This is a genomic window from Pseudomonas sp. IT-P74, from assembly GCF_949768175.1.
In the GTDB taxonomy this organism is placed as follows: Bacteria; Pseudomonadota; Gammaproteobacteria; order Pseudomonadales; family Pseudomonadaceae; genus Aquipseudomonas.
Genome location: NZ_CATKQD010000055.1, coordinates 312,984 through 337,369, shown reverse-complemented (window position 1 = coordinate 337,369; position 24,386 = coordinate 312,984). Strand labels below are relative to the sequence as shown.

26 protein-coding genes and 1 riboswitch are annotated in these 24,386 nt (G+C 61.4%); of the genes, 7 read left to right on the top strand and 19 right to left on the bottom strand.

Annotated features, from left to right (window positions below; all coding sequences use genetic code 11):
* The 9 genes from cobC to cobO all read right to left on the bottom strand — a co-directional run bounded on the left by cobC (position 1) and on the right by cobO (position 8,231).
* Positions 1-576, bottom strand: a complete 576-nt coding sequence (cobC, locus tag ACM6J5_RS21935; protein WP_095945932.1) for an alpha-ribazole phosphatase family protein — start codon at positions 574-576, stop codon at positions 1-3.
* Entirely contained in the window at positions 573-1,628 is a 1,056-nt protein-coding gene (gene cobT / locus ACM6J5_RS21930; protein WP_414929333.1) for a nicotinate-nucleotide--dimethylbenzimidazole phosphoribosyltransferase, read from the bottom strand. The genes cobC and cobT overlap by 4 nt, the downstream gene beginning before the upstream one ends.
* The gene (gene cobU / locus ACM6J5_RS21925) at positions 1,625-2,146 is read right to left on the bottom strand and encodes a bifunctional adenosylcobinamide kinase/adenosylcobinamide-phosphate guanylyltransferase (RefSeq protein WP_414929332.1); all 522 of its coding nucleotides are present in this window, start codon (positions 2,144-2,146) and stop codon (positions 1,625-1,627) included. The genes cobT and cobU overlap by 4 nt, the downstream gene beginning before the upstream one ends.
* Positions 2,147-2,267: 121 nt before the next feature.
* Positions 2,268-3,719, bottom strand: a complete 1,452-nt coding sequence (locus tag ACM6J5_RS21920) for a cobyric acid synthase (RefSeq protein WP_414929331.1) — start codon at positions 3,717-3,719, stop codon at positions 2,268-2,270.
* Positions 3,716-4,708 carry a threonine-phosphate decarboxylase CobD gene (gene cobD, locus ACM6J5_RS21915; protein WP_414929330.1) on the bottom strand — a complete coding sequence of 331 codons (993 nt, stop codon included), beginning with the start codon at positions 4,706-4,708 and terminating at the stop codon, positions 3,716-3,718. Before cobD ends, ACM6J5_RS21920 begins: the two co-directional genes overlap by 4 nt.
* Positions 4,701-5,609, bottom strand: a complete 909-nt coding sequence (gene cbiB / locus ACM6J5_RS21910) for an adenosylcobinamide-phosphate synthase CbiB (RefSeq protein WP_414929329.1) — start codon at positions 5,607-5,609, stop codon at positions 4,701-4,703. Before cbiB ends, cobD begins: the two co-directional genes overlap by 8 nt.
* Positions 5,606-6,256, bottom strand: coding sequence for a 5,6-dimethylbenzimidazole synthase (bluB, locus tag ACM6J5_RS21905; protein ID WP_414929328.1), 651 nt, complete (start codon positions 6,254-6,256; stop codon positions 5,606-5,608). The genes cbiB and bluB overlap by 4 nt, the downstream gene beginning before the upstream one ends.
* Positions 6,253-7,623: a cobyrinate a,c-diamide synthase gene (locus tag ACM6J5_RS21900; protein ID WP_414929327.1), complete on the bottom strand. Its 1,371-nt coding sequence runs from the start codon at positions 7,621-7,623 to the stop codon at positions 6,253-6,255. Before ACM6J5_RS21900 ends, bluB begins: the two co-directional genes overlap by 4 nt.
* Complete coding sequence (gene cobO / locus ACM6J5_RS21895) at positions 7,620-8,231, bottom strand: cob(I)yrinic acid a,c-diamide adenosyltransferase (RefSeq protein WP_057715808.1); 612 nt, start codon at positions 8,229-8,231, stop codon at positions 7,620-7,622. Before cobO ends, ACM6J5_RS21900 begins: the two co-directional genes overlap by 4 nt.
* Before the next feature lie 81 nt (positions 8,232-8,312).
* A riboswitch (cobalamin riboswitch) is annotated at positions 8,313-8,546 on the bottom strand.
* 153 nt (positions 8,547-8,699) lie between these two features.
* On the opposite strand from cobO, the gene ACM6J5_RS21890 reads away from it, so the two are divergent.
* Together ACM6J5_RS21890 and ACM6J5_RS21885 are read left to right on the top strand one after the other, a co-directional pair.
* Entirely contained in the window at positions 8,700-9,284 is a 585-nt protein-coding gene (locus ACM6J5_RS21890; RefSeq protein WP_095945924.1) for a hypothetical protein, read from the top strand.
* A gap of 66 nt (positions 9,285-9,350) precedes the next feature.
* Positions 9,351-10,664: a PQQ-dependent sugar dehydrogenase gene (locus ACM6J5_RS21885; protein WP_150674176.1), complete on the top strand. Its 1,314-nt coding sequence runs from the start codon at positions 9,351-9,353 to the stop codon at positions 10,662-10,664.
* Between the two features lie 110 nt (positions 10,665-10,774).
* Here the strand turns inward: ACM6J5_RS21885 and ACM6J5_RS21880 are convergent, their stop codons facing one another.
* The 6 genes from ACM6J5_RS21880 to ACM6J5_RS21855 form a co-directional block, all read right to left on the bottom strand.
* Positions 10,775-11,437: an O-methyltransferase gene (locus tag ACM6J5_RS21880; RefSeq protein ID WP_150674175.1), complete on the bottom strand. Its 663-nt coding sequence runs from the start codon at positions 11,435-11,437 to the stop codon at positions 10,775-10,777.
* A gap of 18 nt (positions 11,438-11,455) precedes the next feature.
* Entirely contained in the window at positions 11,456-11,992 is a 537-nt protein-coding gene (locus tag ACM6J5_RS21875) for a C40 family peptidase (RefSeq protein WP_095945921.1), read from the bottom strand.
* 165 nt (positions 11,993-12,157) lie between these two features.
* On the bottom strand, positions 12,158-12,790 hold the full coding sequence (locus tag ACM6J5_RS21870; protein WP_056721709.1) for a C40 family peptidase: 633 nt from the start codon (positions 12,788-12,790) through the stop codon (positions 12,158-12,160).
* Positions 12,791-13,012: 222 nt separating this feature from the next.
* Positions 13,013-13,717, bottom strand: coding sequence for a DnaA regulatory inactivator Hda (hda, locus tag ACM6J5_RS21865; RefSeq protein ID WP_007984552.1), 705 nt, complete (start codon positions 13,715-13,717; stop codon positions 13,013-13,015).
* Between the two features lie 230 nt (positions 13,718-13,947).
* Positions 13,948-15,021 (bottom strand): AI-2E family transporter, encoded by a 1,074-nt coding sequence (locus ACM6J5_RS21860; protein ID WP_414929326.1) that lies wholly within the window; start codon positions 15,019-15,021, stop codon positions 13,948-13,950.
* 36 nt (positions 15,022-15,057) lie between these two features.
* Positions 15,058-16,110, bottom strand: coding sequence for a DUF2066 domain-containing protein (locus ACM6J5_RS21855; RefSeq protein ID WP_414929325.1), 1,053 nt, complete (start codon positions 16,108-16,110; stop codon positions 15,058-15,060).
* Positions 16,111-16,496: 386 nt separating this feature from the next.
* Between ACM6J5_RS21855 and purM the strand changes: the two genes are divergently transcribed.
* The 5 genes from purM (at position 16,497) to ACM6J5_RS21830 (ending at position 20,409) form a co-directional block, all read left to right on the top strand.
* Entirely contained in the window at positions 16,497-17,555 is a 1,059-nt protein-coding gene (gene purM / locus ACM6J5_RS21850; RefSeq protein ID WP_090457782.1) for a phosphoribosylformylglycinamidine cyclo-ligase, read from the top strand.
* On the top strand, positions 17,555-18,205 hold the full coding sequence (purN, locus tag ACM6J5_RS21845; protein ID WP_414929324.1) for a phosphoribosylglycinamide formyltransferase: 651 nt from the start codon (positions 17,555-17,557) through the stop codon (positions 18,203-18,205). Before purM ends, purN begins: the two co-directional genes overlap by 1 nt.
* 8 nt (positions 18,206-18,213) lie before the next feature.
* Entirely contained in the window at positions 18,214-18,927 is a 714-nt protein-coding gene (locus tag ACM6J5_RS21840) for a DUF3108 domain-containing protein (protein ID WP_095945917.1), read from the top strand.
* Between the two features lie 142 nt (positions 18,928-19,069).
* A complete protein-coding gene (locus ACM6J5_RS21835; protein ID WP_414929323.1) occupies positions 19,070-19,486 on the top strand; it encodes an OsmC family protein in 417 nt (138 codons plus the stop codon).
* A gap of 62 nt (positions 19,487-19,548) precedes the next feature.
* A complete protein-coding gene (locus ACM6J5_RS21830) occupies positions 19,549-20,409 on the top strand; it encodes a pirin family protein (RefSeq protein ID WP_414929322.1) in 861 nt (286 codons plus the stop codon).
* Positions 20,410-20,529: 120 nt separating this feature from the next.
* Here the strand turns inward: ACM6J5_RS21830 and ACM6J5_RS21825 are convergent, their stop codons facing one another.
* The 4 genes from ACM6J5_RS21825 to ACM6J5_RS21810 form a co-directional block, all read right to left on the bottom strand.
* The gene (locus ACM6J5_RS21825) at positions 20,530-21,258 is read right to left on the bottom strand and encodes a dienelactone hydrolase family protein (RefSeq protein ID WP_414929321.1); all 729 of its coding nucleotides are present in this window, start codon (positions 21,256-21,258) and stop codon (positions 20,530-20,532) included.
* Positions 21,259-21,325: 67 nt separating this feature from the next.
* Positions 21,326-23,230, bottom strand: coding sequence for a molecular chaperone HtpG (htpG, locus tag ACM6J5_RS21820; protein ID WP_095946365.1), 1,905 nt, complete (start codon positions 23,228-23,230; stop codon positions 21,326-21,328).
* A gap of 81 nt (positions 23,231-23,311) precedes the next feature.
* Positions 23,312-23,764 (bottom strand): PaaI family thioesterase, encoded by a 453-nt coding sequence (locus tag ACM6J5_RS21815; RefSeq protein WP_095946360.1) that lies wholly within the window; start codon positions 23,762-23,764, stop codon positions 23,312-23,314.
* Positions 23,761-24,237, bottom strand: a complete 477-nt coding sequence (locus ACM6J5_RS21810) for a PaaI family thioesterase (protein ID WP_095946359.1) — start codon at positions 24,235-24,237, stop codon at positions 23,761-23,763. The genes ACM6J5_RS21815 and ACM6J5_RS21810 overlap by 4 nt, the downstream gene beginning before the upstream one ends.
* Positions 24,238-24,386 lie beyond the last annotated feature (149 nt).

The window sequence follows — 24,386 nt, the reverse complement described above, 5'->3', positions numbered from 1 at the left end:
TCAGAGCACTTCCTTCAATACGCCAGCAGACTCCAGCGTCAGCGAAAACAGTGCGCCATGCCCAACCTCAACGTTGAGCAGTTGCTCTCGCGGCAGCCCCCGGGCTTGTGCCAGCAACAGACGCATCACTCCACCGTGGCTGATCAGCAAAATGCGCTCACCGGCACAGGTCGCGTGCAACCGCTCCAGCGCGGCCAGCACCCGCGCCGAAAACTCTGCAACCGGCTCACCCTGAGGCGGCGTGAACGAATAAGGATCGGCCCAGAACAGACCCAGAGCCTGCGCGTCGGTTTCCATCAACGCCGCCGCGCTCTGCCCTTCCCAGGTGCCGAAATGCAACTCTTGCAGGTCTTTATCCAGTTGCACCGGCACACCCGATTGCGCACCCAGCTCCTCGGCAAATCGCGCACAACGCTGCAACGGCGAACTGACCAGCCGATCCCACGGCCCTTGCCCGACCACGGCGGCGCGCATCTGCGCCCAGCCCGTGTCGGTCAACGCATCATCGATGCTGCCACGCAAGCCACCGCCGAGTTCGGTTTCACCGTGACGCAACAGATCCAGGCGCAAAGTCATGCCGGACGATCTGCCACAGCGGCTTCGGCGAAGGTCGCCATCTGCCCGTGCAGGTCGCACGCCAGGCGCAGCAGCGGCACAGCCATTGCCGCGCCACTGCCTTCGCCAAGCCGCAGGCCGAGATCGAGCAAGGGTTGCGCCTTCAGGGTTTCCAGCACATGACGATGCCCCGGCTCGGCGCCGCGATGACCGAACAACAGCCACTGACGGCATTCAGAATTCAAGCGCACCGCGACCAGCGCTGCGACGCTGCAAATAAAGCCGTCCACCAGCACCGCGACACCTTCCTGGGCACACGCGAGATAGGCACCGACCAGCGCGGCGATCTCAAAACCGCCGAGGTTGAACAGGGTCTGCAAGGCATCGCCACGCTGCGCGCCATGCAATGCCAGGGCGCGCTCGATTACCTGGGCTTTGTGGCTGACACCTTCGGCATTAAGCCCGGTGCCAGGCCCGGTCAAATGCACCACCGGGCAATCGAGCAGCGCGCACGCCAGGGCGCTGGCGGCGGTGGTGTTACCGATGCCCATTTCGCCACCGATAAACAACTGCACACCGCTGGCGATTGCCCGCTGCACGCTGTCACGGCCGGCCTGCAGGGCGAGTTGCCCCTGGGCCGCGGTCATGGCCGGTCCCTGTACAAAATTTGCCGTGCCCGGGCCGACGTTCAGGTGAAGCACGCCCGGCAGGCTCAGCGACGGCGTGACCGTGCCAAGGTCAACCACCTCAAGGGAAGCGCCCAGCTGCCGCGCCAATACGCTGATCGCGGCACCACCGCTGACGAAGTTGAGCAGCATCTGCCCGGTCACTTCCTGGGGAAACGCCGACACACCCTCGGCGACGACGCCGTGGTCACCGGCAAAAATCGCGATCCACACCTGCTCCAGACTCGGCTTGACCCGCCCCTGCAAACCCGCCAGTTGCACCGCCACCGATTCCAGCTGGCCAAGGGAGCCGGCCGGCTTGGTCAGTTGCTGTTGCCGCGCCTGGGCCTGTTCGACCACTTGGGTATCGACCGGCTTGCACGGGTTCAGCCACCAGGATTGAGTCATAACGCAGTTCCTTTCAGAGTCAGGGGCAGGCCGGCGACGGTCAGGACGACACGCTGACAACGCTCAGCCAGAGCTTGATGCAGCCAACCGGCTTCATCGACATAGCGGCGAGTCAATTCGCCCAGCGGCACGACACCCATTCCGGTCTCGTTGCTGACAAAAATGATTTCACCCGGCAGCGACGCCAGGCAGTCCAGCAAGGCATCACGCTCGGCTTGCAAGCGCTGGGCATCGTCAAGCATCAGCAGATTGGTCAGCCACAAGGTCAGGCAATCCACCAGCAGGCATCGGTCGATACGGGCGGATTCGCGCAGCACCCGGGCCAGCTCCACCGGTTCTTCGATCAATGCCCATTCGGGAGGACGACGGGCACGGTGATGGGCCACCCGCTCGCTCATTTCTCCGTCCAGTGGCTGGCTGGTGGCGATGTAGGTCACGGCCAGGGCGCTGTCGATGGCGAGCTTTTCAGCCAGGCGACTCTTGCCGGAGCGGGCGCCGCCGAGGATCAGTTGGAGCATGGTTGTTTCCTTGAAATCTTCGGTGAGGCAACTTAAGTCATCGCGAGCAGGCTCGCTCCCGCATGGAAACGCAGTCAACTGTAGGAGCGAGCCTGCTCGCGATACCGGTATTAAAACCGCATCAAATCCCGCAGAGCTGCCGCAACAGCCCGGTATCCAGATGCTTCTCCACCAGATCCGCCAACCGCTCGATATCACGCTCGCGCAAGCCGTGATAATCCACGTCCTGCACCTCCTGCAACCCCGCCCATCGCAACAGCGCACTGCACGCCGCCGCCGATTCGAACAGCCCGTGGAGGTAGGTGCCGAAAATCTGCCCGTCAGCACTTTGCGCACCCTCACAGCGACCGTCATCCAGGTGCACTGCGGCGTTTTCCAGGGCCGGGCCGGTGGTCACGCCGGCATGAATTTCATAGCCCGCCACCGGCGCATCTTCCAGCGCCAGACGACCGCGCACATTGCGCAACTGCTTCTCTTGTTCGAGCAGAGTCTGGAACGCCAGCAGCCCCAAACCGGCACTGGAACCCGGCGCCCCTTCAAGGCCCAGCGGGTCATGCACTTGCTCTCCGAGCATCTGCAGACCGCCACAAATCCCCAGCAGTTTCCCGCCGTAACGCAGGTGCCGGGCGATGGCGGTGTCCCAGCCGTTGGCCCGCAGGTACGCGAGGTCGCTGCGCACACTTTTCGAGCCAGGAAGAATGATCAGGTCGGCAGGCGCAATCGCCTGGCCGGGGCCGATGAATTGCAGGTCCACTTGCGGATGCAGGCGCAGCGGATCGAAATCGGTGTGATTGCTGATGCGCGGCAGCACCGGAACCACCACTTTCAGCACTTGCTCAACTTTATCGGTCTGGCGTTGATCGATGCCGTCCTCGGCCTCCAGGTGCAGGTCCATCACGTACGGCAGCACACCGATCACCGGTTTGCCGGTACGCTCTTCGAGCCAGTCGAGGCCGGGTTGCAGTAACGCGATATCGCCACGAAAACGATTGATGACGAAGCCTTTGACCCGCGCCTGTTCGCTCGGCGACAGCAATTCAAGAGTGCCTACCAGATGGGCGAAAACCCCGCCGCGATTGATATCGGCGATCAGCAGCACCGGGCAATCCACCGCTTCGGCGAAGCCCATGTTGGCGATGTCGCCGGCCCGCAGATTGATTTCCGCCGGCGAGCCCGCGCCCTCGACCATCACCAGCGGATACACCGCGCTCAAGCGCTCGTGGGAGGCAAGCACCGCTTGCATGGCGATGGTTTTGTAGTCGTGATAGGCGACGGCATTCATGGTCGTGACGGCGCGGCCATGGATGATCACCTGGGCACCGGTGTCACTGTTGGGCTTGAGCAACACCGGGTTCATGTCGGTGTGCGGTGCAAGGTTCGCGGCCTGGGCCTGTACCGCCTGGGCGCGGCCGATCTCGCCACCGTCGGCCGTCACCGCACTGTTGAGGGCCATGTTCTGCGGCTTGAACGGCACCACCCTGACGCCTTGGCGCGTGGCCCAACGGCACAGCGCGGTCACCAGCGTGCTTTTACCGGCATCCGATGTGGTGCCCTGCACCATCAGCGTGGTCATTGGTTGTCCTTGGCGAAATCTTCGAACGCCTGCGCCAGTCGTACCCAGGCGATTTCGTCACCGGGCAAGCCGAATCGCAGGCTGCCGTTGTGCGTGAACAACCGCAGGAGAATGCCGCGCCGAGCCATGAATTCATACAGTTCTTCGGCGCGTTCGGTGATCAGCCACTGGAACAGCGCACAACCGCCTTGGGGCTCGAAGCCGTGTTGCTCCAGCAACGACGCAAGGCGCTCGCTGGCCTCTTCGGTGCGCAGCCGTTGCCGCGCCTGCCCTTGCGTATCGCGCAGGCAGGCCTGGCCCACGACCCGGGTTGCCCCGCTCACGGCCCAGGGCCCCACTTGTTCAGCCAGCAACTTGAGCAACTTGCGTTCTGCCAGCACAAACCCAAGGCGCACACCGGCCAGGCCGAAAAACTTGCCGAAGGAACGCAAGACGATCAGCCCGACTTGATGGGCAAACGGCGCCAGGCTCAGTGGCGGCGTGTTATCCATGAACGCTTCGTCCACCACCAGCCAGCCACCGCGCTGGGCCAGCCGTGTGTGCCAGTCGAGCAGGCGACTGGGGGTGAGGCTAAGGCCTGTGGGGTTATTCGGATTGACCACCACCAGCACGTCGAAACTGTCGATAAAGAAGTCGACTTCCTGCTCCAGCACTTCACGCACGATGTAGCCGTTGCGACGCCACGCTTCGGCGTGCTCGGCGTAACAGGGTGACAGCACGCCGACCTTGCCCGCCCGACGCAATCGCGGCAGCAGCTGGATCGCCATTTGCGAGCCGGCGACCGGCAATGCCTGCAAGGTGCCGTAGTAATCACAGGCGGCCTGCTCCAGGCCGTCGTCCGTCTCCGGCAAACGGGCCCAGGCCCGCAGCGGAATATCCGGCACCGGGAACGGCCAAGGCGCAAGGCCCGTGGACAGGTCCAGCCAGTCGGCTTCCTCTATGCCGTATTCGAGCGCCGCCTTGCGCAATCGCCCACCGTGCTCAAGCATAAAATTCGGCCCCCAGACAGAGAATCAGCAGCCACAACCATACCCCGCGCTGGACCAATTGCCAGCCCCGGTCAATGGAGTCGGCATCCGCCGGCACGCCTTCGCCCAACTGCGGACGCTGATGCAATTCGCCGTGATAAATCGCCGCCCCGCCCAATTCGACACCAAGGGTACCCGCCCCTGCCGCCATCACCGGGCCGGCGTTCGGGCTGTCCCAGGTCGGGCCCTGGGTGCGCCAGCATTTCAACGCCAACCGGGTTTTGCCCAGCAGCGCGTAAGTCAGTGCCACCAGGCGCGCGGGAATGTAATTGAGCACGTCGTCGACTTTCGCCGCCGCCCAGCCGAACCGTTCGAAGCGCTCATTGCGATAACCCCACATCGCATCCAGCGTATTGCTCAGGCGGTAGAGCACCACGCCCGGCGCACCGGCCACGGCAAACCAGAACAACGCCGCGAATACTGCATCGCTGCCGTTTTCCAGTACCGACTCGGTAGCGGCACGGGCGACCTCGGTTTCATCCAGTTCGCTGGTCTGGCGACTGACCAGATAGCTCACGCGTTTGCGTGCTTCATCAAGATCTCCGCCGCGCAGGGCCTTGGCCACAGGCGTGACGTGCTCACCGAGACTGCGCATGCCGAGGGCGCAATAGAGCGCGAGAATCTCGACGATCCAGCCGACATAGGGCGCCCAGGAGAGTGCCGTGGCCAGCAGCGTAAGCGGCAATACGGCGATCACCCACGCGGTGACGCCATGACTGCGCCAGCCGCGACCGCCGCCGTTGAAACGTTGCTCGATGCGCTCGGCAAATCGGCCGAACGCCACCAGCGGATGCCAGCGTTTGGGTTCACCCAGCAGCGCATCCAGCGCAACCGCGGCGACACTCAACAACGCCACACTCATTGACTCACTCCCCAATAATTTTCATACAGCAATTCATGTAGCGGACGCGCCTGTGCCCAGCCTTCGAGCACCAGCATCGGCGCCGGGTAGAACTCTTTGACTGGCCCGAGGCACAGCACCGCCAGCGGTTTGGCTCCCGACGGCAACCTCAACAAGTCCGCCAGTGCCTGGGGTTCGAACAGCGACACCCAGCCCATGCCCAGCCCTTCGGCGCGGGACGCCAACCAAAGGTTCTGGATGGCACAGGACAGCGAAGCCATGTCCATTTCCGGCAGCGTGCGGCGACCGAAGATATGCTGCTCGCGGTCGTCCATCAGTGCGGCGACCAGAACCTCGGCGCAATCGTTGATGCCTTCGACCTTGAGCTTCATGAACTCATCGCTGCGCTCGCCGAGGGCTTCGGCGGTGCGGATGCGTTCTTCTTCCACCAGGGCCTGGATTTGCCCGCGCAAGGCGCGATCGCTGATGCGGATGAAGCGCCAGGGCTGCATCAGGCCGACACTGGGGGCCTGATGCGCCGCTTCGAGCAGGCGCCGGAGCAATTCGGGCTCGACGGTGCCGCCGCTGAAGTGGCGCATGTCGCGGCGTTCGGCGATGGCGCGATAGACCGCTGTGCGTTCGGCTTCAGAGAATGCGTTGTCGCTCATGGCCGCTTAGCGAGCAGGCTCGCTCCCACAGGAGTCAGGTGATCCATTACGGAAGCGATGACGGCCTCAAGGTCCGGCGCAAACAGCGCGGCAATCGCCGAGGGGTTCGACGGAAAATAAAAGTGCACATAAGAGGCGGTCATCCGCCCCTCACGGTAGACCGCCTCCGCTCCGCGCCCACCGTTAGGGCTCAAGCCACGGGCAATCGGCGCCAGTTCAGTGGTGGTCAGCGAATGGTGATAGGTGTGCCCGCGCAGCGAGCCTTCCGGCAATTCCACCGCTTGCAACGCCAACGCCGCCAGACGCTTTTGCATGACCGCATCACCGGTCAGCAAGCCAACCAGTTCGGCGCGAGTACCCTCGACATCGGTCAGTGAGTCGAGCAGGTACAGCATGCCGCCACACTCGGCGAGCAAGGGTTTGCCCGCCCTGTGGTGGGCGCGGATCGCGTCGAGCATCGCGGTGTTTTGCGCCAGCGCAACATGGTGCAGTTCCGGGTAACCACCCGGCAGATACAGACTGTCCGCCTCCGGCAACGCACAGTCGCGGATCGGCGAGAAGAAGGACAACTCGGCGCCCATCGCCCGCAGCAGATCCAGGCTTGCACCGTAAGTGAACGCAAAGGCTTCATCCCGGGCGACGGCAATGCGCACACCGGCCAGCAGCGGTTCGACCGCGATGACATCAGGGGCGGCGAACTCGACTGTCGGCGGCAGCGCAACCTCGCAACTGCTGGCCAGGGCATCGGCGGCCGCATCGAGGCGCAGGTCGAGATCGTTCAACTCGCTGGCCTGCACCAGCCCCAGGTGCCGGCTCGGCAATTCGATCCCGGTTTCCCGGGACAGCGCGCCGTACCAGCGCAAACCTTCAGTCAGGCTGCCTTCAAGCAGTTGCGCGTGGCGCAGCGTGCCGACACGATTGGCCAGCACGCCGGCGAACGGCAAATCCGGCTGATAACGCGCCAGCCCCAGGGCCAACGCGCCGAAGGTCTGGGCCATGGCGGTGCCATCGATCACACCCAGCACCGGAACACCGAAATGCCGCGCCAGGTCGGCGCTCGACGGCGTCCCGTCGAACAGCCCCATGACGCCCTCGATCAGGATCAGGTCGGCTTCAGCGGCGGCTTCCCACAGCAAGCGGCGACTCTCCTGCTCGCCGACCATCCACATGTCCAGTTGATACACCGGCGCACCACTGGCGCGCTCGAGGATCATCGGATCGAGAAAGTCGGGGCCGCACTTGAACACACGGACCTTGCGCCCCTGATTGCGATGCAATCGGGCCAGCGCCGCGGTGACGGTGGTCTTGCCCTGGCCAGAGGCCGGCGCGGCAATCAGTACCGCCGGACAGTGCCGAGACTGACTCACAATTCGACGCCTTTCTGCGCTTTGATCCCCGCTTGAAAGGCGTGTTTGATCACGCCCATCTCGGTGACGGTGTCAGCCATCTCGATCATCTCCGGCTTGGCGGCACGACCGGTGACCACCACGTGTTGCATCGGCGGTCGGGCCTGCAAGTCGCTGAGCACCTGATCGAGATCGAGGTAGCCGTGCTTGAGGGCGATGTTCAGCTCATCGAGCACCACCAGACCGATGGACGGATCGCGCAGCAGTTGCTGCGACACCGCCCAGGCGGCTTCGGCGGCGGCGATGTCGCGCTGGCGGTCCTGGGTTTCCCAGGTAAAGCCTTCGCCCATCACATGAAAACGCACCTGCTCGGGAAAGCGCCGGAAGAACAACTCTTCACCCGTGCTGTTGCGGCCCTTGATGAACTGCACCACGCCGCATTGCATGCCGTGCCCCATGGCGCGGGCGAGCATGCCGAAAGCCGAGCTGCTCTTGCCCTTACCGTTGCCGGTCAGCACCAGCAGCAGGCCACACTCGTTCGGGGAATTGGCGATGCGCTCGTCGATCACGGCTTTTTTGCGCTGCATGCGCGCCAGGTGGCGTTCGTCACGATCGGGGGTATCAGTCATGGGGGAGCTCTCCGTTGAGGCAGGAATAACGGCGGGCAGGCACAACAATAGAAGGCAAAAAGCCTGGCATCGCCCACCGTGATGCCGCTGGATGAATCAGGCCGGTCTCCGGGCTCATGAGTGGCGCGGGGCCAGACTGTGCGCCTTCCCGCATCAAATCGACACAGTGGCATCACACACAGTTTTCACTCATTTACCGTTGCGGGGGCAGCGCCGGAATTGCGGGCCTTCGACCAACAGAAGGACTCACTCACCGGCTTCCCTGTTTCACTCTGTCGACCCAAGCCACAGAGCACCTGAAACAAGCCGCGAAGGTTAGAGGGTTGGGGGTGGAGCGTCAATTAAAGCCGGGAGGCCATCGACCGAATAACTGCCATCAATCAATAAACTGACGTCAATCTTGTGCCACGCTCTCAGCAGTGATATCAAAGAGCCACAATCTCACAACACAATAACAAGGGTGAGCCCATGCAAGGCATGATCATCAGCAATCCAAAGCTGGAATTCCTGCGTCCGGTGCTCGAGCACTGGTTCGAATGCATCGACCGTTACAACGCCGTCCGCGGCGATGGCGACACACCGTACTGGCACGACGAAAAGGCCAATCTCGGACTGCTGTCCGCCGCCGCCTGGATGGCCGAGATGGTCACGCTGCAACAGACCCCCACTCGCAAGCAGACCGAAGAAGGCGAGCGCAACAGCCGCGCCGACCTGCTCCTGGCCTCCCCCGAAACCCGCGCCTACATCCAGACCAGCCAGCGCTGGCCACGGGTCAACAGCCTCAACCTGTCCCAGGCCCTGCTCGATATCGCCAGCGATGCGAAGCGCCTGAGCCACGCCAGCGACCTGAAACTCGGCTGCCTGTTCGTCGCCCCGCAAAAAGCCCAGCAAGGCGCCACACCGGAAGAACTCCAGGACATGGTCGACGACCTGCAAAAGGAACACACCTGCGCTGTCGCCTGGTATTTCCCTTATGCCTACCGCAAGTTGCGCAACGAAGCGGGCAACTATCACCCCGGCATCGCGGTGCTGTTCAAGGAAGCCCGCGGCTGAGGGTTGAACCATCGCACGACAACCCTTCTCTATGATTAGAACAAGGCATTCATAGGGAAGACCAGCATGCGCACGCCCCCGCTCGTCCTCGTTATCGCGCTTGGCACAGGGCTCGCCGCTTGTGGCGAGACCTCCCGCCTGCAAGTCTCCGACGGCACCGGCCCGTCACCCCGACTACCAGAACCCAACAAGACACTGGTGCCGACCGTGAACATCGCCCCGGCCATCGGCTGGCCGCAGGGTGCGAAACCCGTCGCCGCCACAGGCACTCAAGTAGCCGCTTTTGCCGAAGACCTGGATCACCCCCGCTGGCTTTATGTGCTGCCCAATGGCGATGTGCTGGTGGCGGAAACCAATGCACCGCCCAAACCCGAAGACGGCAAAGGCATTCGCGGCTGGGTGATGAAGAAAGTCATGGGCCGTGCCGGGGCCAGGGTGCCCAGCGCCAACCGCATCACCTTGCTGCGCGACAAGGACCACGATGGCGTTGCGGAAACCCGCACGGTGTTTGTGCAAAACCTCAACTCGCCCTTCGGCATGACCCTGGTCGGCAATGACCTGTATGTGGCCGACACCGATCGCCTGCTGCGTTTTCACTATGAAAGTGGCGATACGCAGATCAAGTCACCGCCGATCAAGGTGGTCGACCTGCCAGGTGGGCCGCTGAACCATCACTGGACGAAAAACGTCATCGCCAGCAAGGACGGCAGCAAGCTATACGTCACCGTAGGTTCCAACAGCAACGTCGGCGAAAACGGCATGGACAAGGAAGAAGGTCGCGCGGCGATCTGGGAAGTGGATCGCGCCACCGGCCGGCAGCGGATCTTCGCCTCCGGCTTGCGCAACCCCAACGGCATGGCCTGGGAACCGCACAGTGGTGCGCTGTGGACCGCAGTCAACGAACGGGATGAAATCGGCAGTGACCTGGTACCGGACTACATCACCTCAGTGAAAGACGGCGCTTTTTATGGCTGGCCGTACAGCTACTACGGCCAGCATGTCGATATTCGCGTCGAGCCGCAAAACCCGGACCTGGTGGCCAAGGCTATCGCCCCGGACTACGCCGTCGGACCGCACACGGCATCACTGGGCCTGACCTTCGCCGAAAACAGCAAGTTGCCGCCACCCTTCACCCAAGGGGCATTCATCGGGCAGCACGGCTCATGGAACCGCAACCCCCACAGTGGCTACAAAGTGATTTTCGTGCCGTTCAGCGCAGGCAAACCGGTCGGAAAGCCCGTTGAAGTGCTCACAGGTTTTCTCAACGACAAGGAACAGGCCATGGGCCGCCCGGTGGGCGTGGTGATCGACCGACAGGGTGACCTGTTGGTGGCCGATGACGTGGGGAACAAGGTGTGGCGGGTGTCGGCTGCCAGGTAACGGCACTACATCACCTGTAGGAGCGAGCCTGCTCGCGATGAGGCCGGCGCATTCAACTTTGATGTTGCCTGCCCCACAGCCATCGCGAGCAGGCTCGCTCCTACAGGGGCTCAGCGTTTGCGGCAAAGAGTCAAACCATCCCCGATCGGCAACAAGGACAAATCCACCCGCGCATCATCCTTCAACGCCCGGTTGAGCGCCTGAATCGCCCGGGTGTCCGCGCTCTCGGGGCTGGCCTCGAGCACGCGCCCGCTCCACAGGGTGTTATCGAACACCGCCAGCCCACCGACCCGCAGCAATTGCAGGGCGTGTTCCAGATAAGCCGGGTAGTTGGCCTTGTCGGCATCGATGAACACCAGGTCGTACTGCCCGCCCTGCCCTTGTCGCTCAAGTTCGGCAAGGGTTTCCAGCGCCGGAGCCAGCCGCAGGTCAATCCGCCCGGCCAGCCCCGCTTCTTGCCAGTAGCGCCGCGCGATGGCGTTGTAGTCGCCAGGGATGTCACAGCAAATCAGCGAACCGTCAGCGGGCAACGCCGCCGCCATGCACAGCGCGCTGTAGCCGGTAAAGGTGCCGACTTCGAGCAAGCGCCTGGCCCCCGTCAGTTTCACCAGCAGGGCAAGAAACTGCCCCTGCTCAGGCGCCACCTGCCAGCGCGCCATCGGCAGCGCCTGGGTCTCATCGCGCAAGCGCTTGAGCAGCGGCGTTTCGCGCAGGGAAACATCGAGCAGGTATTGGTACAGGTCGTCGTCGAGATTAAGCGTGCGAGCAGTCATGACCAGCAGCTCCGAAGGTTACGGATTGCGCGCCAGATGCTCAGGCTGCAGAACACGCTTGGCGCTCAGGTAAGCTTTTTGCCAATACGCCTTGGACAGGCTGTCGAGCTTCACGGTGCCGCCGGTGGCCGGCGCGTGGACGAAGCGCCCTTCTCCCACATAGATGCCGGCATGACTGACCTGGGAACCGCCATTGGTGGCAAAGAAAAGCAGGTCGCCGGTCTGCAGGCCTTCCTTGCCTACATTCGCCGCTTGCATGGAGATCATCTCACGCGTGGTGCGCGGCAAAGCAATACCGGCGACATCGCGGTACACGTAAGCGATCAGGCCACTGCAATCAAACCCGGAATCCGGCGTGTTGCCACCCCAGCGATAAGGCGTGCCCACCAGACCGAGGGCGCGAAACAGCACGTCTTCCGCTTCGGGCGAAAAAGCCTGCGAGGAACCAAATACGATGGGAGCGCGAATCACCGGCGCAGGAGGCGGTGTGCGGCTGGCGCAGGCACTGAGCAGCGCTGCGAAGAACATGATTGCGAGGCGGGCCGACGTCGTCATAAGCAGAACATCCTGATCTGGCTGCGGCTTTTTCTGCGGGGAGCGCAGAAAAGAAAACCGCCTGCGTTGGAAGCAGGCGGTTTGCCATCATTTGTAGATCAAGATTCTAGCGACTACACGACAAACTTCAAGTAAGACTTTAAGTTCGCCTTACAAAATGTCCGCTTATTTACGTGCAGTGACGATTGGCGACGCGTTAGGTGCCATTGCCAGGGCGCGCTTGGCTTCGATGAAAGTCTTGCTCCAGTAGCTGTCGCCCAGGCTATCGATGCGCACACCGCCGCTGCGGCGGCTGCTGGAGTGGATGAACTGGTTGTCGCCCAGGTAGATCCCGGCGTGACTGACGCGACCACGACGACCGTTGGTAGCGAAGAACAGCAGGTCGCCCGGCTCAAGTTTGCTGCGCGAGACCAGCGGAGCGTCCACGTTGATCATTTCGCGGGTGGAGCGTGGCAGGTTCATGCCCGCTTCTTCGCGGAACAGGTAACCGATGAAACCACTGCAATCGAAGCCGGCTTCAGAAGTACCGCCGAAACGGTAACGGGTACCAATCAGGGACATGCCACGTTCGAGGATGCTGTCGGCCAGGACCGGAAGCTGGTAGGACTTGCCGCCAGCGAAGTCTGCGAGTTCTTTTTCGGTAGCCAGCTCTTCCTGAAAGAGAGCGGAAGACTGGGCAGTGGCCGAGTGTTGAACCTGCTGTTGCGGAGCTTGCTGGGCCACTGGAGTGTGGGCAGCGCAACCGAACAACAGGGTGACGAGTGCGAGAGGCACGAGGGGTGCGAAGCGATTTAGCATGGGCACGACCGTGGCTGAAAGTTGTAAAGAAGCCGAGACTATGCCCGCTATCATCCTCATTTGCAAATTCAATCGATCTTTTTGTGACTTATCCGTTTCCCGTTTACATCTAAGCGCTTAAGCCCATTTTAAACATGCACGCGGCCTGCAACCTTGCAGGAAAGCGGGATTGCTGGCGCCTGAAATTTGCCGAACCGGCTAAAAGCCCCGGTTTCAGCGGGCTTACCAGCCGAGGGTTTCTTTCAGAAACGGGATGGTCAGCTTGCGCTGGGCCTGGAGGGAAGCCTGATCGAGGCGTTCCAACAGCTCGAACAACGCACTCATGCTGCGGGTACCGCGAGTCAGAATGAAATGCCCGACTTCATCGGTCAGATGCAGGCCGCGACGGGATGCGCGTAATTGCAGGGCACGCAGTTTGTCCTCATCGGACAGCGGGCGCATCTGGAAGATCAAGGCCAGGGTCAGCCGGGATTTGAGATCCGCCAGCTTCACCGGCAACTCACGCGGGGATGTCGATGCGGCAATCAGCAAGCGTCGGCCACTGTCACGCAAGCGATTGAACAGATGGAACAGCGCCTCTTCCCAGTCCGCCCGCCCGGCAACCACCTGCAAATCATCCAGACAGACCAGTTCGTACTGTTCGAGGTTGTCGAGGATTTCGATACCGCGATCGAGCAGTTCGGCCAACGGCAGGTACACCGCCGGCTCGCCCAATTGCTCGAAGCGCAGGCAGGCGGCCTGCAACAGGTGCGTACGCCCCACCCCGTCCTTGCCCCAAAGGTAGATCAGGCTTTCTGTCCAGCCGGCGTCGGCTTCGCACAGCCGCTCGACATAGCCGAGTGCAGCGGCATTGGCGCCTGGGTAATAGTTGATAAAGGTGGCGTCGTCACGCAGACGCACACCTAGGGGCAGCTGAATCGGTTTCATGCTGACTGAACAGTTCCAAAGGAACCGTTAGTGGCCTCTGTGTAAAGTTTGCGAAGTTTATACCCGTGAAGCGGACCGCACAATGCGACAGACCACAAGCAAAATCAAAGGTTTGCGTTAATACACCGGTTTTGTGGCAGATTCTTTGGCGGTGCATGTGACAGTCGGGCGAAGCCAGCAGACTGATCCGGTACGAACCCGGGCAGCCCGCCATCGCCTATTGCCCCCCCTTAAACCTGCGGCTCGTCGCCCCTTCTATAGATCTCAGAATCCTTATACAAATCATTCACATGGCGCGCCAGCACCATGATCACCGCGGCGACCGGCAATGCCAGTAGCACACCGGTAAAGCCAAACAGTTCACCACCGGCCAGGATCGAGAAAATCACCGCCACCGGGTGCAGGCCAATCCGGTCACCGACCAGCAAAGGGGTCAGCACCATACCCTCCAGCGCCTGACCGACCATGAACACCGCGACAATGCCGAGCATCGGATAAAGATCACCACCGAACTGGAACAGCCCCGCAAGCAGCGCCGCGCCAATGCCGATGATAAACCCCATGTACGGCACGATCGCCGCCAGGCCGGCAATCAGGCCAATCAGCAGGCCCAGCTCCAACCCGACCAGCATCAGGCCTGCCGCGTAGATCACGCCCAAGGCCACCATCACCAGCAACTGCCCGCGCACGAACGCGCCGAGCACTTCATGGCATTCACCCGCCAACGACACCGCGCGCGCCTCACGATCACGGGGCAACAGGCTGCGGACCTTGGCCATCATCAGGTCCCAATCGCGCAACAGGTAGAAGCTCACCACCGGAATCAGCACCAGGTTCGCCAGCCAGCCAATCAACGCCAGCCCCGAGGCCGTGGCATGGCTCAACACTACGCCGACAACATCAGTGGTCTGACTCATATGCTCGCTGATGGCGGCCTTGAGCTTGTCAAACTTCCAGAAACCGTCCGACAGGCCGAACTTCGATTGCGCCCAGGGCAACGCCGTGTGCTGCAGCCAGTCGAGCATCTGCGGAGCCAGTTCATATAAACGAAACAACTGCCTGGCGAGCAACGGCACCAACACCAACAGCAGCGCGGTGAAGATCAAGGTAAACAGGGTAAATACCGCCACGACACCCCAGGTTCGGGACAGGCCTGCCTTCTCCAGCCGATCCACCAGCGGGTCGAACAGGTAGGCCAACAGCAGCGCCACCAGGAACGGCGTGAGGATCGGATGCAACAACCAGACAAACACACACAGCAGGACCACCCCACCGAGCCAGAACCAACGCCGCGAATCGGCCATGAACCACTCCATTGCTTCTATATAAAGAAAGAAAAACTACCAGCGAAAACGCAGTTGCGGGATCGGGGCCGGCGCGGCGACTGGCACCGCGCCGCCGGTGGCTGGCTGAACGGGCGCTACCGGGGGCGGGACCTGACTCGCCGGCGCCTCCTGCAGCCTCGCCAGCGACAGTTGCGCACGCAGTTGATCGACGCTGCCATTGACCCGATAGAGAATCCGGTCGCCCTCGACACTTTGCACGCGCCCGCCAAACGGCTCCAGCAAACGTCCGAGTGACGCGTAGTGCTCAAGATTCATGCCTTGCACTTCCAGCAATTGCTCGCTCGAAGCACCGGGTTTGACGACAAACCGTGGCGCCAGGCGTTCGTTGATCGCCAGCATCACCGCATCGGCCACGGTGGCCTGATCGGCGCCTTGCACGTTGCCGGCCTCTTTTTTATCCCCCAGCCACAATTGCCACTTGGCTTGCCACTGCCCGCCCTCCTCCCTGGCGTGAACGGCGAGCAGGGCGTCGGCGTTGTAGCGCTCCGATGCCGCCTGCAAAGGCGCGGGGTCCGCGCCCTCCAGATTCGGCGCGGTCGCGACGATCTGCTCATTCAAATCCGCCAACGGCAAGCGCAATGGCAAGCCCCGGTGCTGGGCAGCCCGACGCAACGGCGCTGCGCTGGCCTGGCCGTCACCCACCAGGCTTGAACCCTCGGTGGAATCATTCAACCACCAGCCGAGGATCGACGGCCGGTTGGCACCCCACATAGCCAGGCCGGCGCGGCGCAAGGCCTGCTCGGTGGTGCCCGGGTCGAAATCGACTTTCAGGACTTCCGGCGGCCCGGCCTCAAAACCGTATTGGCTGATGATCTGTTGCGGGTCTTTACGAATTGCCGCCAACCCCGGACTTTGAGCGGCCTTGGGGTCGCCGGTCAGGCGCAACACCAGTGTATCCAGTGCACGCTGAGTCGCCTGGTCGCGCTCCTCGGGCGACTGGCCATTCACCGGCTCGCGCACCAGGTAAAGGCCTTTGACGGTTTCGGCTTGACTGACCAGGCTGACCACTGACAAACAACTCACAAGCAAGAGTTTACAAAAACGCATGGAAGATTCCTGACGACAAGAGCGGCTGGAACAGACCGCATGAAGACGATCGAGCAAGACTGTGACCGTTGCCCGACGCAAAACATTCACACGCTCCGGGTAAGTTTTCGCACTGTCATAACGATAGACGGTTAATCGCGATACCTTATACAGCCATGCAGGATGCCACCGACACCGTGCATCAACGGTTTTTTTTGACCGGATATGGCCCTGCTGTCGGCCTGAGGATGGCCGCTGCGGCTCAAGCCTGATAAAATCGCGCGCCTTCGCAGACCGGCAACAGCCGGGCAGTGTCCGAATAGCGCGCATGGCTCTCGCCTACGCAGTTTCGGCGCTCCCGACGGACTCGGTCGTTACCCAGAAATCCCCCCCTAAAGGCCTGGATCATGAGCAAGCAACCCTCCCTGAGCTACAAGGACGCCGGTGTAGACATCGACGCCGGTGAAGCATTGGTCGAACGCATCAAGAGCGTCGCCAAGCGCACTGCGCGCCCGGAAGTCATGGGCGGCCTGGGCGGTTTCGGCGCCCTCTGCGAAATCCCGGCCGGCTACAAGCAGCCTGTGCTGGTTTCCGGTACCGACGGCGTCGGCACCAAGCTGCGCCTGGCACTGAACCTGAACAAACACGACAGCATCGGCATCGACCTGGTTGCCATGTGCGTCAACGACCTGGTGGTGTGCGGCGCCGAGCCGCTGTTCTTCCTCGACTACTACGCCACCGGCAAACTGAACGTCGACACCGCCGCCCAGGTTGTGACTGGCATCGGCGCTGGCTGCGAACTGTCGGGCTGCTCGCTGGTTGGCGGCGAAACCGCTGAAATGCCGGGCATGTACGAAGGCGAAGACTACGACCTGGCCGGTTTCTGCGTCGGCGTCGTGGAAAAATCCGAAATCATCGACGGCTCCAAGGTCGCTGCCGGCGATGCCCTGCTCGCCCTGCCATCTTCCGGCCCGCACTCCAACGGCTACTCGCTGATCCGCAAGATCATCGAAGTGTCCGGCGCCGACATCGAAAACATCCAGCTCGACGGCAAGCCGCTGACCGACCTGCTGATGGCCCCGACCCGCATCTACGTGAAGCCGCTGCTCAAGCTGATCAAGGAAACCGGTGCCGTCAAAGCCATGGCCCACATCACCGGTGGCGGCCTGCTGGACAACATCCCGCGCGTGCTGCCAAAAGGCGCGCAAGCCGTGGTTGACGTGGCAAGCTGGAACCGCCCTGCTGTGTTCGACTGGCTGCAAGAGAAAGGCAACGTTGACGAGAACGAAATGCACCGCGTGCTGAACTGCGGCGTGGGCATGGTCATCTGCGTGGCTCAGGAGCACGTTGAAGCGGCCCTGAACGTTCTGCGCGAAGCGGGCGAGCAGCCTTGGGTCATCGGCCAGATCTCCACCGCTGCCGAAGGCGCGGCTCAGGTTGAACTGAAGAACCTCAAGGCTCATTGATGTCTCAGACCTGTGATGTGGTGGTGCTGTTGTCCGGCACCGGCAGTAACTTGCAGGCCCTGATCGACAGCACGCGGACCGGCGACAGCCCGGTCCGCATCGCTGCGGTGATCTCCAATCGCGCCGACGCCTACGGCCTGCAGCGCGCCAGTGACGCGGGTATCGACACCCGCGCCCTGGATCACAAGGCTTTCGAAGGTCGCGAGGCCTTCGACGCCGCGCTGATCGAACTGATCGACGCCTTCAACCCCAAACTCGTGGTACTGGCCGGATTCATGCGCATTCTCAGCGCCGGTTTCGTACGCCACTATCAGGGTCGCCTGCTCAATATCCATCCCTCGCTGCTACCCAAATACAAAGGGTTACACACTCATGAGCGCGCGCTGGAGGCCGGCGACACCGAGCACGGCTGCTCCGTGCACTTCGTCACCGAGGAACTCGATGGCGGACCACTGGTCGTACAGGCTGTAATACCGGTAGAGTTACAGGATTCGCCGCAGAGTCTGGCGCAGCGGGTCCATGTTCAGGAACACCTGATCTACCCGATGGCCGTACGCTGGTTTGCCGAAGGTCGTCTGGCCCTCGGCGAGCATGGTGCTTTACTGGATGGACAGTTACTCGCGGCCAGCGGCCACTTGATTCGAAACTAGGAGATTTTATGCGTCGCGCCCTGCTCTTCGCTTGCGCTCTGCTCGCCTTGCCCTTCGCCCAGGCGGCAGACCTTCAACCTTTCTCCGCCAGCTACACCGCCGACTGGAAACAGCTGCCCATGAGTGGCACTGCCGAGCGCAACCTCGAAAAAACCAGCGACGGCAAATGGAAACTGAGTTTCAAGGCATCGATGATGATCGCCAGCCTGTCCGAGGAAAGCACCCTGACCATGGACAAGGACACGCTTCTTCCAGAGTCATACCACTTCGAACGTGGCGGCCTGGGCAAGGCCAAGAAAGCGGATCTGGATTTCGACTGGAACACCAAGATGGTCACCGGCACCGATCGCGGCGACGCGGTCAAGGTTCCACTCAACCGTGGCATGCTCGACAAATCCAGCTATCAACTGGCCCTGCAGCACGACGTCGCCGCCGGCAAAAAAAGCATGAGTTATCAGGTGGTCGACGGCGGTGAAGTCGACACCTATGACTTCCGCGTGCTGGGCGCCGAAAAGGTCGACACCAAGGCCGGCAAGATCGATGCGATCAAGGTTGAACGTGTACGCGATCCGACACAGAACAAACGCATCACCGTGATGTGGTTCGCCAAGGATTGGGACTACCTGCTGGTCCGCCTGCAACAAGTCGAAACCGACGGCAAGGAATACAACATCATGCTCCTGGATGGCACGGTCAACGGCAAGCCAGTCAAAGGCAGCTGATCCGGATCGATACCATGAAGCCCCGCCATTGCGGGGCTTTTTTGTGGGTTCGAAAATTGGAACACCCGACAAGCGCGATGGCTCTATACCTTCAAGGTCTTTTTTGATCGAATGAGTTTTCCTGTCGCCTGCGAGGTTTCCCATGACCGTTACAGTCAATACCGTTTCCGCCGAAGGTTTTCGCCACAGCGTACAAATCGATGACCATGAACTCTTCGCCGACGTGCCCGTCACGGCGGGTGGTGAAGGCTCGGCACCGGAGCCCCATGATTATTTCGACGCTGCTCTCGGCGCCTGCAAGGCCCTGACACTGAAGCTGTATGCGAAGAAGAAGGACATCCCGCTGACCGGTGTCGGCGTCGAGGTCAAGCGCGACAACAGCCTGGAACAGAAAGGCCAGTACGCGCTGCACGTCAAACTGACCCTCAAGGGCGTACTCACCGACGCCCAGCGCGATGAACTGCACCGCGTGGCCGATCGCTGCCCGATCCACAAGCTGATGACCTCGTCTGAAGTCCGCATCGAAACGCATTTGTCCGAAGGTGCGTTCAGCCAATAGCGGCAAGGGCTGCGCAAGCGGGTTATGCTCGAACGCATTACCCGCTCAGCCTGGAACGCACCATGAACACTCCGCTCGTGATCCGCCCCCGCACTGAAGATGTCGAAGGCCAGCCGATTCTCCGCCCGCTGCCGTCGGCCAAATGCCGCAGCGTCGGGCCATTCGTGTTTTTCGACCACATGCTGGAAACCCGTTATCCACCGGGCAAGGGCATGAACATCCGCCAGCATCCGCACATTGGCCTGTCCACCCTCACCTACTTGTTCCAAGGGCAGATCCAGCACAAGGACAGTCTCGGTTCCGATCAAGTGGTCGGGACTGGCGATGTCAGCTGGATGACGGCCGGCAGTGCCATCGCCCATGTCGAACGCACGCCCGAGGCCTTGAAAGAAAGCGGTTTCACGATGCACGGCCTGCAGATCTGGCTGGCTTCGCCCAAGGACAAAGAGCAAGGTCCGGGGCATTACAGTCACCATCCGGCGTCGACTTTGCCGGTCAGCGAAAACCTGGGAGTGAAGATTCGCATGATTGCCGGGGCGGGCTTTTGCCTGGAATCGCCAGTGCCGGTGCTTTCTCCTACGCTGTACGCGGAACTGCACCTGCAAACGGCGACGACTTTGCTCATCCCTACCGAGCATGAAGAACGTGCCTTGTATGTATTGAGCGGCGAGGTGCAACTGGATGGCGAGCCGATAGAGCCGTACTCGCTGGTGGTACTGCCTCCAGGGGAAGAGATGACTCTCTTTGCCGAAAGCGACAGTCACGCCGTATTGTTTGGCGGCGCACCGCTGGACGGGCCACGGCGGATCAACTGGAATTTTGTCGCGAGCGATCCGGCGGCGATCGATGAGGCACGCCGGCGTTGGGCGGCCGGGGACTGGCCGACGGTGCCGGGGGAAGTTGAGAGGATCGAAATGCCATAAACAGTTGAGTGTCTGTTAGACCGCTATCGCGAGCAGGCTCACTCCTACAGGTGAATGCATTCCAATGCAGGAGTGAGCCTGCTCGCGATGAGGCCGGTACTCACACCGGCCGAATCATGATCAACCCTTGAACACTTCATCCAGCAAGTTATGCATCGACGTGAAGGCCCGAGCAGCCACCTTGGCGTTATACATCATCATGCCCGGCACGTTGGCGTGCGGGTCAGTGAACGAGTGGAACGCACCGCCGTAGCTCAGCAACTGCCAGTCCACGCCCGCCGCGTTCATTTCATCTTCGAACGCCGGCAGCTGCTCTTTCGGCACCAATGGATCGGAAGCGCCGTGCAGCACCAGGACCTTACCCTTGATGTTTTTCGCATCGGCCGGATTCGGTGTGTCCAGCGTGCCGTGGAACGACACCGCGGCCTTCACCGGCGCGCCGGTACGGGCGAACTCCAGGGCGCAGCAACCGCCGAAGCAGAAACCGAAAGTGGCCAGTTTCGAAGTATCGACAGCCACTTCACCCTGGCTTTGCAACTGTTCGAATGCCACCTGCATGCGCTTGCGCAGCAATGGGCGGTCATTCTTCAATGGCATCATGGCCGCGCCGGCCTCGTCATTGTTCGTCGGTCGAACCGATTTTCCGTAAAGGTCTGCAATCAGTACCACATAACCCTTGGACGCCACCGACCTGGCGATTTCCTCGGCACCGGCGCTGACGCCCATCCAGTTCGGCGCCATCAACAAACCCGGGCGCGGGCCTTTATGGTCGGCATCGAAGGCCAGACGGCTTTCGTAAGCCTGGCCGTCAATCTGATAGGCAACGGAACGTACAGTGATTTGGCTCATTTCTGACTCCTGATTGTTGAACACCAGAATGAAAAAACCCGCCGAAGCGGGTTTTTCTACAACTCAGTCAAGCCGACAGTTCGACCAACAGCTTGTTCAGACGGCGCACATAGGCCGCCGGATCTTTCAAGCTGTCGCCGGCCGCCAGGGCCGCCTGATCGAAGAGGATGTGCGACAGGTCGCCGAAGCGCTCGTCGCTCTGCTCGTTGTCGAGCTTCTCGATCAGCGGGTGAGCCGGGTTGAACTCGAAGATCGGCTTCGAATCCGGAACCTTCTGGCCGCTGGCTTCCAGGATCTGGCGCATCTGCAAGCCCAGGTCCTGCTCGCCGATGGCCAGGATCGCCGGGGAGTCGGTCAGGCGATGGGACACCCGAACTTCCGCAACGGATTCGCCCAGCGCAGTTTTCAGACGCTCAACCAGACCTTCTTTGGCCTTGGCGACTTCTTCCGCGGCCTTCTTGTCCTCTTCCGAGTCCAGGTTGCCCAGGTCCAGGTCGCCGCGCGCCACGTCGACAAAGCTCTTGCCGTCGAAGTCGCTGAGGTAGCTCATCAGCCACTCGTCGATGCGATCTGTCAGCAGCAGCACTTCGATGCCTTTCTTGCGGAAGACTTCCAGGTGCGGGCTGTTCTTGACCTGGGCGTAGGTTTCGCCAGTCAGGTAGTAGATCTTGTCCTGGCCTTCCTTGCCGCGCGCCAGGTACTCGGCCAAGCCAACAACCTGCTCGCCATCGTCGCCGTGGGTCGATGCGAAACGCAGCAGGCCGGCGATTTTTTCCTTGTTGGCGAAATCTTCTGCCGGGCCTTCTTTCATGACCTGACCGAAGTTTTTCCAGAAACCCTTGTATTGCTCAGGCTCGTTCTTCGCCAGTTTTTCCAGCATGTCCAGCACCCGCTTGGTCAGCGCCGACTTCATCGAGTCGATGATCGGGTCTTTCTGCAGGATTTCCCGCGACACGTTCAGCGACAGGTCATTGGAGTCGACCACGCCTTTGATGAAGCGCAGGTACAGCGGCAGGAAGGACTCGGCCTGATCCATGACGAACACGCGCTGTACATAGAGCTTCAGGCCTTTCGGCGCTTCACGCTGGTACAGGTCGAATGGAGCGCGGGTCGGCACGTACAGCAGCGAGCTGTATTCGAGCTTGCCTTCGACCTTGTTGTGGCTCCAGCTCAGCGGGTTTTCGAAATCGTGAGCGATGTGCTTGTAGAACTCCTGGTATTCCTCGTCCTTGATCTCGGTACGCGGACGGGTCCACAGGGCGCTGGCGCGGTTGACGGTTTCCCATTCGACGGCAGGCTTCTCTTCACCTTCAGCGGCCGCCACTTCTTTCGGCAACTCGATCGGCAAGGCGATGTGGTCGGAGTACTTCTTGATGATGTTGCGCAGGCGCCAGCCATCGGCGAACTCGTCTTCACCGGACTTGAGGTGCAGGACGATGCGAGTGCCGCGTTCGGCCTTGTCGATGGTCGCCACTTCGAAGTCACCTTCGCCCTTGGACGACCAATGCACGCCTTCGCTGGCAACGCTGCCGGCACGACGGCTGTACACATCGACTTTGTCAGCGACGATGAAGGCGGAGTAGAAACCGACGCCGAACTGGCCGATCAGGTGCGAGTCTTTCTTCTGGTCGCCGCTCAGGTGCTTCATGAAATCGGCGGTGCCGGACTTGGCGATGGTACCCAGGTGGGTGATCGCGTCTTCGCGGCTCATGCCGATACCGTTGTCTTCGAGGGTGACGGTTTTAGCGTCCTTGTCGAAGCTCACGCGGATTTTCAGTTCGGCGCCACCTTCCAGCAGCTCTGGCCTGGCCAGGGCTTCGAAACGTAATTTATCGACAGCGTCAGAGGCGTTCGAGATCAATTCGCGAAGGAAAATTTCCTTGTTGGAATACAGCGAATGGATCATGAGATGCAGCAGCTGCTTCACCTCGGTCTGGAAGCCCAGGGTTTCCTTTTGAGTTTCCACACTCATGGTCATCAAACTCCAATCAGATGGCATAAGCCGCGACCTTGACGGTCGGCGGCGGGTTGTCATCTGAGTTGGGGGCTGAGTTCAGGATTTCAAGGGCTCCTCGAGTTTGAAATGTGCGCGGGCGGTGGCAATCGGTTCGGCTTCAGTGCTTTGCCAGGCGGTAATCGCCACGTTGGCGACCCGGCGACCCTGGCGCCAGACCTGGCAGCGGGCCCAAGTATCGCGAAACTGCCCGGCACGCAGGTAATCCAGGGAGAAGTCGATGATCTTCGGCACCCCGGGCGATCCGGTAAACACCAACAGATGCAGCGCGGCGGCCAATTCCATGAAGCCGGCTATCACACCGCCATGGATCGCCGGCAACAACGGGTTCCCGATGTTGTCCTTGTTCGCTGGCAGCTTGAACAGCAACTCATCGCCCACCCGCGAACATTCGACGCCGATCAGCCGGGCATAGGGAATCAAATCCAGTAGCGCGGCGTAATCGCCCCGTTCGTGGGCCTTTTGCAGTTGATCCTTCAGAGACTCGCTCATTGCGCCCCTCCGGCAACCGCGCCACCAAAGCCCTTGGTGCCTTTGATGTTCTTGCCCATGCGCATGAAAGTGCCCATCACATGGGCAATGGGTTGTCCGGGGTCATCCTGATAGGCGAAGCCGCGGGCAAAAATCACGTCGGTGGTGACCCTATAGCACTGGGCAAAGCCGTAGACATCCTTATGCGGCTCGGCGGCGTGCATGTAGTCGATGCGCAGGTCCAGGGTCGGGCAGACTTCGAATTCCGGGAGCACGCAGAGGGTCGCCATGCCACAGGCGGTGTCCATCAGCGAGGTCAGCGCCCCGCCATGAATCACGCCGGTTTCGGGATTGCCGACGATCTGCGGGCTGTACGGCAGCACAATCGTCAGCCCTTCGTTGCTGGCGCTGTGAACGCTTAGTCCAAGTACCTGGCAATGTCGCAGCGCCGACAGAAAGCGCTTCGCGCGCTCAAAAACGGGGTTTTCAGCCATTTGATAAACGCTCTTGTTTATGCCCGTACAGTGCGGTGGCGGTACGGGTAAAAGTTCCGCACTAGAACAAACTTATATATCTGAAAGAATTAAGGAACTTAACCCTGATGTGTGAGCTCTTAATGCCAGTAGATGCTTTTCATCAGGAG